The organism is Pseudomonas sp. Cab53 (assembly GCF_018325965.1).
GTDB lineage: Bacteria > Pseudomonadota > Gammaproteobacteria > Pseudomonadales > Pseudomonadaceae > Aquipseudomonas > Aquipseudomonas chlororaphis_E.
The window spans coordinates 4,778,388-4,794,155 of record NZ_AP021902.1; the positions used below are offsets into that span (position 1 = coordinate 4,778,388).

General features: G+C 62.9%; 16 protein-coding genes. 10 read left to right on the forward strand and 6 right to left on the reverse strand.

Annotation, left to right across the window (positions count from 1 at the left end):
• Positions 1-146 precede the first annotated feature (146 nt).
• Positions 147-1,562, reverse strand: coding sequence for an amino acid permease (locus KI241_RS20820; RefSeq protein WP_047736580.1), 1,416 nt, complete (start codon positions 1,560-1,562; stop codon positions 147-149).
• A gap of 756 nt (positions 1,563-2,318) precedes the next feature.
• Here KI241_RS20820 and KI241_RS20825 point away from each other — a divergent pair.
• Both KI241_RS20825 and KI241_RS20830 read left to right on the forward strand, forming a co-directional pair.
• Positions 2,319-2,456, forward strand: a complete 138-nt coding sequence (locus KI241_RS20825; protein WP_042729498.1) for a hypothetical protein — start codon at positions 2,319-2,321, stop codon at positions 2,454-2,456.
• Between the two features lie 92 nt (positions 2,457-2,548).
• A complete protein-coding gene (locus KI241_RS20830) occupies positions 2,549-3,514 on the forward strand; it encodes a leucyl aminopeptidase (aminopeptidase T) (RefSeq protein ID WP_042729499.1) in 966 nt (321 codons plus the stop codon).
• A gap of 270 nt (positions 3,515-3,784) precedes the next feature.
• On the opposite strand, the gene rluB is transcribed toward KI241_RS20830, so the two are convergent.
• The 5 genes from rluB to KI241_RS20855 form a co-directional block, all read right to left on the reverse strand.
• Positions 3,785-5,020, reverse strand: a complete 1,236-nt coding sequence (gene rluB / locus KI241_RS20835; protein ID WP_042729500.1) for a 23S rRNA pseudouridine(2605) synthase RluB — start codon at positions 5,018-5,020, stop codon at positions 3,785-3,787.
• A gap of 372 nt (positions 5,021-5,392) precedes the next feature.
• Complete coding sequence (gene scpB, locus KI241_RS20840; RefSeq protein ID WP_047736581.1) at positions 5,393-6,340, reverse strand: SMC-Scp complex subunit ScpB; 948 nt, start codon at positions 6,338-6,340, stop codon at positions 5,393-5,395.
• A gap of 11 nt (positions 6,341-6,351) precedes the next feature.
• A complete protein-coding gene (locus tag KI241_RS20845; RefSeq protein WP_172679738.1) occupies positions 6,352-7,050 on the reverse strand; it encodes a ScpA family protein in 699 nt (232 codons plus the stop codon).
• 132 nt (positions 7,051-7,182) lie between these two features.
• Positions 7,183-7,812 (reverse strand): L-threonylcarbamoyladenylate synthase, encoded by a 630-nt coding sequence (locus KI241_RS20850; RefSeq protein ID WP_042729509.1) that lies wholly within the window; start codon positions 7,810-7,812, stop codon positions 7,183-7,185.
• Between the two features lie 13 nt (positions 7,813-7,825).
• Positions 7,826-8,689: a PHP domain-containing protein gene (locus KI241_RS20855; RefSeq protein WP_047736583.1), complete on the reverse strand. Its 864-nt coding sequence runs from the start codon at positions 8,687-8,689 to the stop codon at positions 7,826-7,828.
• A gap of 87 nt (positions 8,690-8,776) precedes the next feature.
• On the opposite strand from KI241_RS20855, the gene KI241_RS20860 reads away from it, so the two are divergent.
• From KI241_RS20860 to KI241_RS20895, 8 genes are all read left to right on the forward strand, one after another.
• Entirely contained in the window at positions 8,777-9,373 is a 597-nt protein-coding gene (locus tag KI241_RS20860) for a septation protein A (protein WP_042729504.1), read from the forward strand.
• A 1-nt stretch (position 9,374) separates the two neighbouring features.
• The gene (locus tag KI241_RS20865; RefSeq protein WP_042729505.1) at positions 9,375-9,674 is read left to right on the forward strand and encodes a YciI family protein; all 300 of its coding nucleotides are present in this window, start codon (positions 9,375-9,377) and stop codon (positions 9,672-9,674) included.
• A 107-nt stretch (positions 9,675-9,781) separates the two neighbouring features.
• Entirely contained in the window at positions 9,782-10,192 is a 411-nt protein-coding gene (locus KI241_RS20870; protein ID WP_042729506.1) for a translation initiation factor 2, read from the forward strand.
• 7 nt (positions 10,193-10,199) lie between these two features.
• Positions 10,200-10,877: a response regulator transcription factor gene (locus tag KI241_RS20875; protein WP_042729507.1), complete on the forward strand. Its 678-nt coding sequence runs from the start codon at positions 10,200-10,202 to the stop codon at positions 10,875-10,877.
• A gap of 279 nt (positions 10,878-11,156) precedes the next feature.
• Positions 11,157-11,594 (forward strand): Spy/CpxP family protein refolding chaperone, encoded by a 438-nt coding sequence (locus KI241_RS20880; RefSeq protein ID WP_212802952.1) that lies wholly within the window; start codon positions 11,157-11,159, stop codon positions 11,592-11,594.
• Between the two features lie 66 nt (positions 11,595-11,660).
• Entirely contained in the window at positions 11,661-13,001 is a 1,341-nt protein-coding gene (locus tag KI241_RS20885; protein ID WP_042731588.1) for a HAMP domain-containing sensor histidine kinase, read from the forward strand.
• Between the two features lie 245 nt (positions 13,002-13,246).
• Positions 13,247-14,674, forward strand: a complete 1,428-nt coding sequence (locus KI241_RS20890) for a di-heme oxidoredictase family protein (RefSeq protein ID WP_212802953.1) — start codon at positions 13,247-13,249, stop codon at positions 14,672-14,674.
• Between the two features lie 28 nt (positions 14,675-14,702).
• Positions 14,703-15,767, forward strand: a complete 1,065-nt coding sequence (locus KI241_RS20895; protein ID WP_042731590.1) for an imelysin family protein — start codon at positions 14,703-14,705, stop codon at positions 15,765-15,767.
• Position 15,768 lies beyond the last annotated feature (1 nt).

Here is a 15,768-nt window from a genome sequence, read left to right on the forward strand (position 1 = left end):
CGGGCTTGCTGGCGACAGCGCTGTGTCAGTCGACGAAGCATTGAATGTAACGACGCTTTCGCGGGCAAGCCCGCTCCCACAAAGGATCGCGTGAGCCAGAAAAACCAGACCCGGCACGCGGCCGGGTCTGGTGTGTTTCGGGGCGCCTACTTGGCCGCTGCCACAGCCAGTTCCTGACGGGCACTGCGCTTGTTCTTGATCACGTAGCACACCCCCATGAACGCCAGCCACACCGGAATCGCGTACACCGAGACCTGGATGCCGGGGATCAGCAACATCACGCCAAGGATGAACACCACGAACGCCAGGCAGATGTAGTTGCCGTAGGGATACCACAGCGCCTTGAACAGCGGCACCTGGCCGGTCTGGTTCATGTGCTGGCGAAACTTGAAGTGTGAGTAGCTGATCATCGCCCAGTTGATCACCAGGGTCGCGACCACCAGCGACATCAGCAGCTCCAGCGCGTGTTGCGGGATCAGGTAGTTCAACAGCACCGCCACCAGCGTGATCGCCGCCGACGCCAGGATCGAGCGCACCGGCACGCCGCGCTTGTCGATCTTGGCCAGGGCCCGTGGAGCATCGCCCTGCTCGGCCATGCCCAGCAGCATGCGGCTGTTGCAGTAGGTGCCGCTGTTGTACACCGACAGCGCAGCGGTCAGGACCACGAAGTTGAGGATGTGCGCCGCCGTGTTGCTGCCCAGCATCGAGAACACCTGCACGAACGGGCTGCCGCTGTAGGCGTCGCCGGAAGCGTTGAGGGTGCTCAGCAGGCTGTCCCAAGGCGTCAGGGACAACAGCACCACCAGGGCGCCGATGTAGAAAATCAGGATCCGGTAGATCACCTGGTTGATGGCCTTGGGGATCACGGTTTTCGGCTTGTCGGCCTCGGCGGCGGTGAAGCCGAGCATTTCCAGGCCACCGAAGGAGAACATGATGATTGCCATGGCCATCACCAGGCCGCTGACGCCGTTGGGGAAGAACCCGCCGTGCGACCACAGGTTGGTCACCGACGCTTGCGGCCCACCATGGCCGCTGACCAGCAGATAGCTGCCCAGGGCAATCATGCCGACAATCGCCACCACCTTGATGATGGCGAACCAGAACTCGGCCTCGCCGAACACCTTGACGTTGGCCAGGTTGATGGCGTTGATCAGGATGAAGAACGCGGCCGCCGAAGCCCAGGTCGGAATGTCCGGCGCCCAGTAGTGGATGTACTTGCCCACCGCGGTCAGCTCGGACATGCCCACCAGGATGTAGAGGATCCAGCAGTTCCAACCCGACAGGAAGCCGGCGAAACCGCCCCAATACTTGTGGGCAAAGTGACTGAAGGAACCGGCCACCGGCTCTTCGACGATCATTTCGCCCAACTGGCGCATGATCATGAAGGCGATGAAGCCGCAGATGGCGTAGCCGAGGATCATCGACGGACCGGCCGACTTCAGCACCCCGGCCGAACCCAGGAACAGACCGGTACCGATGGCGCCGCCGAGGGCGATCAATTGGATATGGCGATTTTTCAGGCCGCGTTTCAGCTCGCCTGAATGCGAGTTTTGTCCACTCATGAAAAGGGTCTCACGCAAGGTTTGATGATGTTCGTAGGACGTTGCCGCTCAAATGGATTTCAAGCAGCGCCCATCAAACCCCAGCGCAGGCACCAGGAATTCAGCGTATTTACAACGGTCATGCGTCACCTGTTTGTTTTTATCTGTGACGAAATCGAACCCGACACGCTTGTGACGTGGCGGAATGAGCAAGGCGGATAACCTTGAAGGTGCGTGGGTACGCGAAGGGTCACAGTAAAACGCGGCGCATTGTACACCGCCGACCTTTTGCCGCCAGACACCCTCACAAGGCATGGCACGCATCTGACCCTGCCCCAGGAGCGGAAACAAGGCGCCCCATTCCCTGGAAAACTCCGTTTGAAGGGCTTGATGGAAGCTTTTTCTTACATTCGTCGGTACAGGTGTTTGGGATCGACGCGGCACTGGCTTTTCGTCAGCTTTTCTTTACAAGGCGTAACGCATTTTTTCCATGTAGGAAATTTCTGTCATCCGTCTGGAAATTGACGGTAGGAAGCTAGCTAATGAATAAACCTCACAGCCAATTGTTTTACCTCAGCAAAAAAACCCGCCGAAAATGGAACAAAAAGTTCATCTGAAAAAATAAAAATTATTTTTTGCATTCCAAAAAACCCTCGACTAGGTTTTCACCGACTTGCCAAGGCATCGTGCCGACAAGTTTTGCGGTGCCCCCTGCGGCCAGTTTCCACTCGCCGATCGGCCCGCTCATTTCCGTAAAAGTCCTCTAGGAGATTCACTATGCAAACACTGGACAAAGACTTGGAAACCGAACTGCAACTGGACGAATGGTTTGAAGCGCCAACCCATGAAGCCGCTGTTGAAATGATGCAAGCCGACGCGGTCGTTCCGTTCGGCACGGCGATGTGGCCTCTGTAGGCACAGCCCGGCGGAGGCGGTCCGGCCGGTCGACTCCGCCACTTTTTGCCGTTGTCAGGGAAGCCAAATAGATTTGTCAGGGAAGAACAAGCATGGACACACAACGAGCCATCTCACATTTCCTTTACTACCTCGATCACCATCCAGCCCTGGCCGGCATCCAGCCCGCCAAGGTCTTGCTCGGCCACACCGCCGACTACGAGGCACTGACCGGCGCCATCGTCGAACAGGCGGGCAGCGGTTCACCTTTGCAGTTCAGTGCCATGCGCCTGGACCTCGAATCCACGGAGCGCCTGTCCAAGGCCATTGCCGACAGCGATCTGTACATTTTCTTCTACGACTCCTCCACCCTGCCCAACCCCCGCCCGGACGGCCCGGACTTTGTTCGCGCGCTGCAAGGCGTGATGGCGGACAACTGGAGGAAATCGCTGCTGTTCAAGGACTACGGCGATTATTTCTACGACACCTTCAGCGTCATCCCCCAGCGGATCGCCGGGCTCAACAGTCACCTGATCCGGCGCATGTCCCAAGCCACGACGTTGAGCTTCCAGGATGAGCACGGCTCGTATTTCGACACGGCCCTGGACAGCGTGAAGAAGTGGACCGACATCAACGGCGTGGGCAACTACGACCTGGCCCCCGGTGAAATCGCCACTCACAGCGACACCATCAACGGCCGGGTCAAATTCGTCGGCACGTTCCTCAGCACCATCCCGTTTGCGCGCAAGTACGGTGTGCTGCAATCGCCGCTGGAGCTGTGGATCGAAGACTCCACCATTCAGAAAATCGCCACCGACGTGCCGGGCCTGGAACACGACTTCAACAAATACCTGGACGCCAATCCGTCCAACCGTCGCATCGAGGAACTGGGAATCGGCACCAATGAAGGGATCAAAAGCCTGTACGCGCGCAACGCCGGCTTCGAGGAACGTCATTGCGGCCTGCACCTGGGGCTAGGCGGCGGGGCCAAGGGCAGCCATCACCTGGACCTGATTTTCGAAAGTGGTGTGCTGGCGCTGGACAATGAAGCGATGTTCGATGGGCGGTTTGTGCTTTAGAAGCCGCTTTAAGGGCAGCTTCGAGCGGCAAGCGAGGGAGGTCTGGCAAAGAGTGGTTGAGGCGGCTGGCCCCTTCGCGGGCAAGCCCGCTCCCACAGTTGATCTCAGTGAATGGAAGATCTTTGAACGCCGCCGCCCCAATGTGGGAGCGGGCTTGCCCGCGAAAGCGGTTTCATCAGCACCCCACCCCTTAAGCCGAACCCAAAAAAAACGCCAACCCAACGGTTGGCGTTTTTTCTTGCCGCTTGCAGCTAGAACCTCAACGCGGCCTCACTCGGGCTTGCGGCGCCCGAAGCCTGGACGCTGTCCCGAACCGGCCGGTGCCCCACGACGCTTGCCCGAAGGCGCGTCACGGTCCACCAGCGCGATGCCAGGGCGCTTCTTCGGCGCCGGCTTGGCTGGACGCTTGGTGTCGGCCGGGCGATCGGCAACTGGGGTGCCACGACCTGCCGGAGCACTGCGGCCTTCGCCGCGCTCGGCCCGACCGTTAGCCGGACGCGGGCTGCGTGGGCCGCGCTCGCCATCCTGGCGAGGCGCCGGTTTGCGGGCCGGACGCTCGCCTTCGATCTGCGGCTCGCGCGAAGGACGCGGGCCAGGCGCCGCACCTTCGACTGGCGGACGCAGGGTGCGCACGCGTTCGGTCTTGGCCATCGGCCGCGAGGACTTGCGCTGCATCCGCTCCAGCTTGTCCTTGCTCTTGGCGGTCATCTGCGGCATTGCCACGGGCGTGAGGCCCACTTCGGCGGCCAGGATGTCGACTTCGTACTGGCTCATTTCACGCCAGCGGCCCATCGGCAGGTCGGAGTTGAGGAACACCGGGCCAAAACGCACGCGCTTCAGGCGACTGACCACCAACCCCTGGGATTCCCACAAGCGGCGCACTTCACGGTTACGGCCTTCCATCACCACGCAGTGGTACCAATGGTTGAAACCTTCACCGCCGGGCGCCTGCTTGATGTCGGTGAAACGCGCCGGGCCGTCTTCCAGCACGACGCCGGCCTTCAGGCGCTCGATCATCTCGTCATCGACTTCGCCCCGTACACGCACGGCGTATTCGCGGTCCATTTCGTAGGACGGGTGCATCAAGCGGTTGGCCAGCTCGCCGTCGGTGGTGAACATCAGCAAGCCGGTGGTGTTGATGTCGAGGCGACCGATGTTGATCCAGCGACCTTCCTTGGGACGCGGCATCTTGTCGAACACGGTCGGACGGCCTTCCGGGTCGTCACGGGTGCAGATCTCACCGTCGGGCTTGTTGTACATGATCACGCGGCGCACCGTTTCGGCGGCCTCTTCGCGCTTGATCACCTTGCCATCGATGGTGATGGCGTCATGCATGTCGACACGCAGGCCCAAGGTGGCGTCTTTGCCGTTGACCTTGATGCGGCCCTGAGTGATCCAGGTTTCCACGTCACGGCGCGAACCGACGCCGATACGGGCGAGGACTTTCTGCAGTTTCTCGCCGGCTGGACGGATTTCCTGGCTGTCGTTCTGGTCTTGGTCTTTCATTCTGGGCACCTCCCGGTGTGGTCGGCCAGGCGTGGCCTGACGCGTTGAAAACAGGTCCATGGCGAAGGGATCGCCAAAGGGTCGCGAATCATACGCTCGTTGAGACGTTTGCGCATCAGAGACTAGCTGATCAATGCAGGCCCGGCGCGTTTTCCGCCGATCGGTGATAACGCCGCACCCTCCAATGTGGGAGCGGGCTTGCTCGCGATAGCGTCATTACCCTCACCCTCTTCGTTGACTGACCCACCGCTATCGCGAGCAAGCTCGCTCCCACAAGGGTTCTGTGGGTATTCGGACCCCATGAACACTGAAGATCAATTGTGGGAGCGAGCTTGCTCGCGATGGCGGAGGTCTAATCACCAAAAAATCGGATCAGTCGTCGAACTCGCGCCGTTCGTTTTCGATCGCTTCAGCCAGGGCGCGGGCTTCGGCTTCTTCGTCGCTCAATTCGAGTTCCGGCGGTTGAAGGGCGGCGACGGCGGCCAGCAGTTTTTCCCGGGCTTCGGCCACGCCGAGGATGTCTTCTTCCGGCTCTGGCTCTGGCTCAGGTTCCGACTCGCTGTCAGGCTCAGGCAACTCATCCGTCTCGCCTTCAGGCCCCGGGCCCTCGCGCAGCAGGTCGTCGAAATCGGTCTTCAGGCCCTCCTCCATGGTGTCCAGTTCCAGCAGCAATGAGTGGAAACTGGTCTCCTCCTTGGGCTCCTCCGGCTCGGCGCTGGCATCGGCCAGGTCCTGCAGGCCCTGGGGCACAGGTGCATCGTCGAACTCCAACACCGGCTCAGGCTCGATTTCCCGAAGCTCGGCCAAGGGCGGCAAGTCATCCAGGTTCTTCAGGTTGAAATGATCGAGGAAGGCCTTGGTGGTGGCGAACATCGCCGGTTTGCCCGGCACGTCGCGATAGCCGACCACGCGGATCCACTCCCGCTCCAGCAGCGTCTTGACGATGTGGCTGTTGACCGCCACCCCCCGCACATCCTCGATCTCACCGCGGGTGATGGGCTGGCGATAGGCAATCAGCGCCATGGTTTCGAGCATGGCCCGGGAATAGCGCTGCGGCCGCTCTTCCCACAGGCGCCCGACCCAAGGGGCGAACTTCTCGCGGATCTGCAGGCGATAGCCGGACGCCACTTCCTTGAGCTCGAAGGCCCGTCCCTCGCAGGATTTACCCAGCAGCGCCAGGGCCTTCTTGAACACGGCCGGCTCTGGCCGCTCGCCTTCCTCGAAAAGCTCGAACAGGCGCTCCATCGATTGCGGCTTTCCCGAAGCCAACAGGAAAGCTTCAAGCAAGGGGGCCAGCTCGCGGGGTTCAGTCAGATTCATTGATTTGCTCGTTATTCGGCTCGTGCCCGCACGTGGATCGCTGCGAACGGCTCATTCTGCACCAGCTCGACCAAGGATTCCTTGACCAATTCCAACACCGCCATGAACGTCACCACCACGCCCAGCCGCCCTTCCTCGGCGGTGAACAGCTCGACGAACGGCACGAAGCCGCCGCCTTTAAGCCGCTCCAGCACGTCGCTCATGCGCTCGCGGGTGGACAGCGCTTCGCGGCTGACCTGGTGACTTTCAAACATATCGCCTCGGCGCAGGACCTCGGCCATGGACATCAGCAGCTCTTCCAGGCTGACATCCGGCAACAACTTGCGCGCCCGGGCCTCAGGGGCATCCAGCTTGGGCACCAGCACGTCGCGGCCGACACGGCTCAAGCCGTCGATGCCTTCCGCCGCCACCTTGAAGCGCTCGTACTCCTGCAAGCGGCGGATCAATTCGGCGCGCGGGTCGTCCTCTTCTTCCTCGACCTCGGCCGAACGCGGCAACAGCATCCGCGACTTGATCTCGGCGAGCATGGCCGCCATCACCAGGTACTCGGCCGCCAACTCCAGGCGCACCGACTGCATCAGCTCGACATACCCCATGTACTGGCGGGTGATTTCCGCCACCGGGATGTCGAGGATGTTGATGTTCTGCTTGCGAATCAGGTACAGCAGCAGGTCGAGCGGGCCCTCGAAGGCTTCGAGGAACACTTCCAGCGCGTCCGGCGGAATGTACAGGTCCAGGGGCATTTCCAGGACCGCCTGGCCGTAGACCATGGCGAACGGCAGCTCCTGTTGCGCACCGGCCTGGCTGTCCGCGCTGTCCACAGGGGTTTGCACAGCCGACATTCAGGCCTCGGCCATGAACGGGGCCGGATCGCCGCAGCCGACCCGCACCACCTGCGGCTCGCCGTCGGCCAGGTTGATCACGGTGGACGCCTTCATGCCGCCGAAGCCACCGTCGATGATCAGCTCGACCTGGTGCTCGAGCAACTGGCGAATCTCGTAGGGGTCGGTCATCGGCTCGGTGTCACCGGGCATGATCAGCGTCACGCTCATCAGCGGCTCGCCCAGCTCGGCCAACAGCGCCAGGGCAATGGGGTGGCTCGGCACCCGCAGGCCGATGGTGCGTTTCTTCGGGTGCAGCAACAGCCGCGGCACTTCCCGCGTGGCGTTGAGAATGAAGGTGTACGGCCCCGGCAGGTGGGCCTTGAGCAGGCGGAAGGTGCCAGTGTCGATCTTGGCGAACAGGCCCAGCTGGGACAGGTCGCTGCAGATCAACGCAAAGTTGTGCTTGTCGTCGAGCTGGCGCAGGCGTCGAACCCGTTCGACGGCGTTCTTGTCACCGATCTGGCAACCGATGGCGTAGGCCGAGTCGGTGGGATAGACCACCACGCCACCGCTACGGATGATCTCGACGGCCTGTTTGATCAGGCGCGGTTGCGGGTTTTCCGGATGAATCTGGAAAAATTGACTCACGTGTTCTACCTGTTCAGACGGCGGCGGTAACGGGATCATGTTTGAATCTACACCATAGTGGTGGCAGATCTTCCGGCAACGGGCGATATTCGCCGATCTCGGACCAGCCCCCAGGGCCATGGAAATCACTTCCGGCGCTCACCAGCAAACCGAATTCACGGGCCAGGATCGCCAGGCTGCCGACCTGCTCGGCCGGTTGGTGACCATTGACCACCTCGATGGCATGGCCCCCTGCTTGAATATAGTCGGCAACCAGGCGGCGACGCTTGCTACGGGTGAAATCATAGTGCCACGGATGCGCCAGGCTGACCCAGGCACCCGCCGCTCGCAGGGTCTGGACGGTCTCTTCCAGGGTCGGCCAATGCTGCTTGACGTCTCCCAGCTTGCCGGCCCCCAGCCATTTGCGAAACGCCTCGGCGCGATCCTTGACGAACCCCTCGCGCACCATCCAGTCGGCAAAGTGCGGCCGGGCCGGCGCGTTACCGCTGTCGCCCAGTTCCTGCTGGATCTGCCGGGCGCCCTCCAGCGCACCGGGCATGCCCTTGAGCTCGAGCTTGCGGCTGATCTCCTGCGCCCGCAGCCAGCGGCCGTCGCGCAGTTGCGCAAGGGCCTCGACCAGCGCTGGCGCATTCACATCGAAACCATAGCCCAGCACGTGAATGGTCGCCCCGCCCCAGGTGCAGGACAGCTCGACCCCGTTGACCAGTTGCATGCCCAACGCCGTGGCGGCGTCGCGGGCCTCATCGAGGCCTTCGAGGGTGTCGTGGTCGGTTAGGGCCAGGACTCGCACGCCGTGCTCGAACGCCCGCGCCACCAGAACCGCAGGCGCCAGGGCGCCATCGGAGGCCGTGCTATGGCAGTGCAAATCAACATTCACGAGAGTTTGTTACCTCAAATCAGCTGGCCCTATCGCGGCCAAGGATGTTTGTTATTATGCCGCCACATCCCGCTCCTGGCTGCCACTGTGAAACAATTCATCGATTTCATCCCGCTGCTGCTGTTTTTCGTCGTCTACAAACTTGATCCGCGCAGCGTCGACATCGCTGGTCAATCCTTGACCGTAGGCGGTATCTACAGCGCCACCGCGGTGCTGATCATCAGTTCCCTGGTGGTCTACGGCGCGCTGTTCATCTCCCAGCGCAAGCTGGAAAAGAGCCAGTGGCTGACCCTGATCGCCTGCCTGGTGTTCGGCAGCCTGACCCTGGCCTTCCACAGCGAAACCTTCCTCAAATGGAAAGCCCCGGTGGTCAACTGGCTGTTCGCCCTGGCCTTCATCGGCAGCCACTTCATCGGCGACCGCCTGCTGATCAAGCGCATCATGGGCCACGCCCTGAGCCTGCCGGACGTGATCTGGACCCGGCTGAACATCGCCTGGATCGCCTTCTTCCTGTTCTGCGGGGCCGCCAACCTGTTCGTGGCGTTCACATTCCAGGACTACTGGGTCGACTTCAAGGTCTTCGGCAGCCTGGGCATGACGCTATTGTTCCTGATTGGCCAGGGCATCTACCTGTCCCGTCACTTGCACGATACCGACACCACCACGCCAAACACCGAGGACTGACATGCTCTACGCAATCATTGCCACCGACGTCGCCAACTCCCTGGAAAAACGCCTGGCCACTCGCCCCGCGCACCTTGAGCGCCTGCAACAGCTCACCGCCGAAGGCCGCGTCGTGCTGGCCGGCCCGCATCCGGCCGTAGACAGCAATGACCCGGGCGCCGCCGGTTTCACCGGCAGCCTGACCGTGGCCGAGTTCGACTCCCTCGCCGACGCGCAAGCCTGGGCCGAGGCCGACCCGTTCGTGAAGGCCGGTGTCTACGCCAGCGTCGTGGTCAAGCCGTTCAAGCAAGTCCTGCCGTAAATCCCCCAGGTGCAATGAGCCTGCACGGCTCATTGCGCTCAATTGCTCATTGTTCTCGTTTGCCTGCCGACAACCTGTCTAATCTCGATTGGAATCCAGGAGTTGCAATGCGCAAAGGTCCGTTGTGCCTGTTGTTGGTCACGTTGGCGATCGGGGCCCCCGCCCATGGCGAGGAAAGCACCGAGGGCAGTCATTCGGCGCCCTTGTCCCTGAGCGCCGGTAGCCAGATCGCCGAGCTGCAACAGCGCTTGAAAGACAGCGAGCGCCAGCGTGAAGAACTGAGCAAACAACTGCAAAACGCCGACGGCGAGCGCGAAAGTGCCTTGCTGGGCCGGTTGCGCCAGGAAAACCAGCGCCTGAAACTGCAACTCAAGGAAGCCCAGGCAAGCCCGCTGCCACGGCTGCTGACCGATCAGCAACAATGGTTCGTGATTGGTGCCGGGGTAGCGCTATTGGCCCTGCTCTGCGGTATCTTTGCCAGCGGTGGACGCAGACGACGTCGGCAATGGCTAAATTGAGTGAGTCATGAGCGAGCTGTTACTGATAGATGATGACCAGGAGCTGTGTGAGCTCCTGGTGAGCTGGCTGGGCCAGGAAGGTTTTCAGGTCCGGGCCTGCCACGATGGCCAGAGTGCCCGCAAGGCGCTGGCCGAGGCCTCCCCCGCGGCGGTCGTGCTGGATGTGATGCTGCCCGATGGCAGCGGCCTGGAACTGCTCAAGCAATTGCGCAACGACCACCCGGAATTGCCGGTGGTGATGCTCTCGGCCCGGGGCGAACCGCTGGACCGCATCCTGGGCCTGGAGCTGGGCGCCGACGATTACCTAGCCAAGCCCTGCGACCCACGTGAACTCACCGCCCGCCTGCGCGCCGTGTTGCGCCGCAGCCACCCGACGGCAGTGTCCAGCCAGATCGAACTGGGCGACCTGACCTTCAGCCCGGTACGCGGCGTGGTCAGCATCGACGAACAGGAACAGACCCTCACCGTTTCCGAAAGCCGCCTGCTCGAAGCCTTGCTCAAGCAACCGGGCGAGCCGCTGGACAAGCAGGAACTGGCGCAGATCGCCCTGGGCCGCAAGCTCACCCTCTACGATCGCAGCCTCGACATGCATGTCAGCAACCTGCGCAAGAAAATCGGCCCCCACCCCGACGGCCGCCCGCGCATCGTGGCGCTGCGCAGCCGAGGCTATTACTACAGCCTCTGAACCGATCCCCTTGTGGCGAGGGGATTTATCCCCGCTGGGGTGCGAAGCGCCCCCAAAGTCTTTCTGACTCCCGGTTACATCCGGCAGACCTCAGGGGGCCGCTGCGCAGCCCAGCGGGGGATAAATCCCCTCGCCACAGGGATTTGTATCGCCTGTTTTGTCAGGCTCGCACCCAACCGTCTTTACCCAAGCTTTACGCCCCCCTGACCGCCGCTGACCTTGCTCTGCGTAATCTGCACACATCCGGAACTGACCGGGAACGAGACAAGGAGAAACACCATGCGCAAGACCCTTACCGCTCTGATGTTCGCAGCTGCCCTGCCCACCGTTGCCATGGCCATGCCTGAAGGCCCCGGCCCGATGGGCCCGATGGACGGCCCGCGTCACGGTGGCCAGATGCACGACAAAGGCCCGTACAGCCAACTGGACCTGAGCCGCGAACAGCGCCAGCAGATCCGCAAGATCATGGACGAACAACGCCACGAACGCCGCGAGCTGGTAGAAAAGTACCTGGCCAAGTTGTCGCCCGCCGATCAGAAGGCCATGCAGGACGAAATGGCGGCCCGGCATGAAAAAGTCGACGCCCAGATCCGCGGGCTGCTCAAGCCTGAACAACAGAAAGAGTTCGACGCGATCCAGAAGAAACAGGCCGAGCGTCGCGCCGAATGGGCCGAATTCAAGGCCTGGAAAGCGCAACAGCCGCAAAAAGCGCAATAATGCGCTGAAGTCATCCAGCCCAACGGCAAACCGCCGTTGGGCTTTCTTTGTTTTCGAGGATTTACCGTGCGTTCATTGTTCTGGCGCATCCTGGCCAGTTTCTGGCTGGCCATCGCCCTGGTTGCCGGGCTGTCTATTCTCATGGGCCACATGCTGAACCAGGACGCATGGATCCTCAGTCGCCACCCGGGGCTCAACACCCTGGCCGAAGAATGGACGCAAACCTATGAAAGCCAGGGCGAGGACGCCGCGCAGGAGATCCTGCAACAGCGCAAGCGCCAGTACCACATCGACGTCCAGGTGCTCAACGAAAGCGGCGACCCGGTGGTGCGCGGCACCTTCCCGCGTCGCGCCGCGGCGTTCGAGGCCCGGCAGAACAACGACGACCGGCGCCTGCCCTGGCGGCGGCTGACCGACGAATTCACCAGCGCCAAGAGCGGCGACACGTACCTGTTCATCTATCGCATTCCCCACCCCGAACTGGATGCCTGGCACCGTGGAAGCCTGCTCTGGCCCCTCAGTGCCCTGGGAATCGCGCTGGTGGTGCTGACCTTGTTCAGCCTGCTGGTGACGCTCTCCATCACTCGCCCATTGAGCCGCCTGCGGGGCGCAGTGCACGACCTCGGCCAGGCCACCTACCAACAGAACAGCCTGGCCAAGCTGGCCGCCCGGCGAGACGAGTTCGGCGTGCTGGCCACCGACTTCAACCGCATGGGGGCCCGCTTGCAAAGCCTGATCGGCAGCCAGCGGCAACTGTTGCGCGACGTATCCCACGAGTTGCGTTCGCCCCTGGCGCGACTGCGCATTGCCCTGGCGCTGGCGGAACGGGCAAGCCCCGAGGAGCGCGAAAAACTCTGGCCGCGCCTGACCCGCGAATGCGACCGCCTGGAAGCGCTGATCAGTGAAATCCTGGTCCTGGCCCGGGTCGATGCCGACAACGCCAGCGCCGAGGACATCGAGCTGAACAGCCTGTTGGTCAACCTGCAAAAAGATGCGCAGTTGGCGTCGACAGAACAAAGCGTGCAGTTGAACGCTGAGCCGAACCTGAACCTCAAGGGCTGGCCGACCATGATCGAACGGGCCGTGGACAACCTGCTGCGCAACGCCCAGCGCTTCAACCCCGTCGGCCAGCCGATCGAAATGCGCGCGCTGCGCCAGGGGGAGCGGATCATCATCAGCGTGCGTGACCATGGGCCGGGGGTGGAAGCCGAACACCTGGGCCAGTTGGGCGAACCGTTCTACCGCGCGCCCGGGCAGACCGCCGCCGGCCACGGCCTGGGCCTGGCCATCGCCCGCCGCGCCGCCGAGCGTCACGGTGGCGCGCTGGTGCTGGCCAATCATCCTGGGGGCGGCTTCATCGCCAGCCTGGAGCTGCCATTGGTGCCCGGCGCGGTCGTTCAGCCTTAAGCGATTGGCTACGCTGCTCCACACAGGGCCTGCGGCGAACGCGGCGCCCTGTGGGAGCGGGCTCGCTCGCGAAGACACCAGCGCAGCCAGCATCCACGCAACCTGACCCACCGATTTCGCGAGCAAGCCCGCTCCCACATGAAACCGTGTCCGTCGCACTGAACCAAACGATAATCCCTCTTATTCAAACTGCCCCGCCCTGTTAGACTCTGCGCCCTCGTTTCATTCATCTCCCAGGTTGCCCGATGCCGTCGTTGCCTCTTCGTCTATGCGCACTGTTCATGGCCCTGGGCCTGAGTGCCTGCGACGATGCCCCGCGTTTTACCCAGGCCGAGCCCGGTGAAGCGCGGTCCGGTGGCGCAGCGACGGTCCGCAAGACCGACCAGAACGCCTTCTCCCTGCCCTCGGCCAACCTGCCGCCGTCGAGGCGCGTGGATTTCAGCGTCGGCAACAGCTTCTTCCGTAGCCCCTGGGTGATCGCCCCGTCGACCACCACCGCCCGCGATGGCCTCGGGCCGTTGTTCAACACCAACGCCTGCCAGAACTGCCACATCAAGGACGGTCGCGGTCATCCACCCGCGCCGGACGCCACCACGGCGGTGTCCATGCTGGTGCGCCTGTCGATTCCCGACGCGCCGCCCTACGCCAAGGTCATCGAACAGTTGGGGGTGGTGCCCGAACCGGTCTATGGCGGCCAGTTGCAGGACATGTCCGTGCCCGGCGTGGTGCCCGAAGGCAAGGTGCGGGTCGACTACAGCCCCGTCCCGGTACGCTTCAAGGACGGCACCCTGGTCGAACTGCGCAAGCCCACCCTGCAGATCACCCAGCTCGGCTACGGGCCGATGCACCCGGACACGCGTTTCTCCGCCCGCGTCGCACCGCCGATGATCGGCCTTGGGTTGCTGGAGGCCATCCCCGAGCAAGCCATCCTGGCGAACGCCCAGGCCCAAGCGCAGGCGAAGAACGGCATCGCGGGCCGCCCCAACCAGGTCTGGGACGATGCCCAGCAGAAAACCGTTCTGGGGCGATTCGGCTGGAAGGCCGGGCAACCCAACCTCAACCAGCAGAATGTCCACGCCTTCTCGGGCGACATGGGCCTGACCACCCGCCTGCGTCCCTTCGACGACTGCACCGAAACCCAGGTCGACTGCCGGCGCGCGCCCAATGGCAACGGCCCGGACGGCGAGCCGGAGGTCAGCGACAACATCCTTCGGCTGGTGCTGTTCTACAGCCGCAATCTTGCCGTTCCGGCCCGCCGCGAGGTGAATTCGCCCGACGTGCTGGCGGGCAAGAATCTGTTTTTCCAGGCCGGCTGCCAGTCCTGCCACACGCCCAAATACACCACGTCCGCCAATGCGGCCGAGCCGGAGCTGGCCAACCAGGTCATCCGCCCCTACACCGACTTGCTGTTGCACGACATGGGTGAGGGCCTGGCTGACAACCGAAGCGAATTCAAGGCCGGTGGCCGCGACTGGCGCACCCCGCCGTTGTGGGGAATCGGCCTGACCGAAACCGTCAACGGCCATACCCAGTTCCTGCATGACGGGCGCGCCCGCAACCTGCTCGAAGCCGTGCTGTGGCATGGCGGCGAAGCACAAGCGGCGCAGCGCCAGGTTCTATCGTTCGATGCCGGGCAACGCGCCGCGTTGCTGGCCTTCCTGAATTCCCTTTAAACGTATTCTCCGACCACGGGAGCCCGACATGTTCCGTCCCAAGCTGTTGTTCACCAGCCTCGCCGCCCTGGCCCTCGGCGCCTGCTCGCCCCAGGACCCGCAAGCGGTCACCTCGGCGGCCATCGCCAAGCAAGTGATCCTGCCGACCTACAGCCGCTGGGTCGACGCCGACCGGCAGTTGGCGAGCAGTGCCCTGGCGTTTTGCCAAGGCAAGGAAACTCTGGAAACCGCCCGCGCCGACTTCCTCAAGGCCCAGAAAGCCTGGGCCGAGTTGCAACCGCTGCTGATCGGCCCGCTGGCCGAAGGCAACCGTGCCTGGCAGGTCCAGTTCTGGCCGGACAAGAAAAACCTGGTGGGCCGTCAGGTCGAGCAACTGATCAACAGCGAACCGCAGATCGACGCCGCCGGCCTGGCCAAGTCCAGCGTCGTGGTCCAGGGCCTGTCGGCCTACGAGTACCTGCTGTTCGACGCCAAGATCGACATGGCCGACGCCGCGCAAAAGGCCAAGTACTGCCCCTTGCTGATCGCCATCGGCGAACGCCAGAAACAGCTGGCCGAAGAGATCCTGTCACGCTGGAACACCAACGACGGCATGCTCGCCCAGATGAGCAAGTTCCCGAACCAGCGCTACGCCGACTCCCATGAAGCCATCGCCGATCTGCTGCGGGTCCAGGTCACCGCCCTCGACACCCTGAAGAAAAAACTCGGCACGCCGATGGGCCGCCAGAGCAAAGGCGTGCCGCAACCGTTCCAGGCTGACGCCTGGCGCAGCCAGTCGTCGTTGCAAGGCCTGGAAGCGAGCTTGAGCGCGGCCCGGACTGTCTGGGCGGGTGTAGATAACAAGGGCCTGCGCGGGCTGCTGCCCAGCGAACAGAAGCCACTGGCCGACAAGATCGATGCCGCCTACGATGCCTCACTGAAACTGTTCGCCAGCAGCCAGCGTTCGCTGACCGAAATGCTCAACGACGACGCCGGGCGCCAGCAACTCAACGATTTGTACGACAGCCTCAACGTCGTCCACCGCCTGCACGAAGGCGAACTGGCCAAGGCGTTGGGCGTTCAACTGGGCTTCAACGCCAACGACGGTGACTGAT

What these genes read in the sequence shown, in the direction of transcription:
- KI241_RS20820 (WP_047736580.1), bottom strand. Translation starts at nt 1,562, where the DNA reads ATGAGTGGACAAAACTCGCATTCAGGCGAGCTGAAACGCGGCCTGAAA.
- KI241_RS20825 (WP_042729498.1), top strand. Translation starts at nt 2,319, where the DNA reads ATGCAAACACTGGACAAAGACTTGGAAACCGAACTGCAACTGGACGAA.
- KI241_RS20830 (WP_042729499.1), top strand. Translation starts at nt 2,549, where the DNA reads ATGGACACACAACGAGCCATCTCACATTTCCTTTACTACCTCGATCAC.
- rluB (WP_042729500.1), bottom strand. Translation starts at nt 5,020, where the DNA reads ATGAAAGACCAAGACCAGAACGACAGCCAGGAAATCCGTCCAGCCGGC.
- scpB (WP_047736581.1), bottom strand. Translation starts at nt 6,340, where the DNA reads ATGAATCTGACTGAACCCCGCGAGCTGGCCCCCTTGCTTGAAGCTTTC.
- KI241_RS20865 (WP_042729505.1), top strand. Translation starts at nt 9,375, where the DNA reads ATGCTCTACGCAATCATTGCCACCGACGTCGCCAACTCCCTGGAAAAA.
- KI241_RS20870 (WP_042729506.1), top strand. Translation starts at nt 9,782, where the DNA reads ATGCGCAAAGGTCCGTTGTGCCTGTTGTTGGTCACGTTGGCGATCGGG.
- KI241_RS20875 (WP_042729507.1), top strand. Translation starts at nt 10,200, where the DNA reads ATGAGCGAGCTGTTACTGATAGATGATGACCAGGAGCTGTGTGAGCTC.
- KI241_RS20880 (WP_212802952.1), top strand. Translation starts at nt 11,157, where the DNA reads ATGCGCAAGACCCTTACCGCTCTGATGTTCGCAGCTGCCCTGCCCACC.
- KI241_RS20890 (WP_212802953.1), top strand. Translation starts at nt 13,247, where the DNA reads ATGCCGTCGTTGCCTCTTCGTCTATGCGCACTGTTCATGGCCCTGGGC.
- KI241_RS20895 (WP_042731590.1), top strand. Translation starts at nt 14,703, where the DNA reads ATGTTCCGTCCCAAGCTGTTGTTCACCAGCCTCGCCGCCCTGGCCCTC.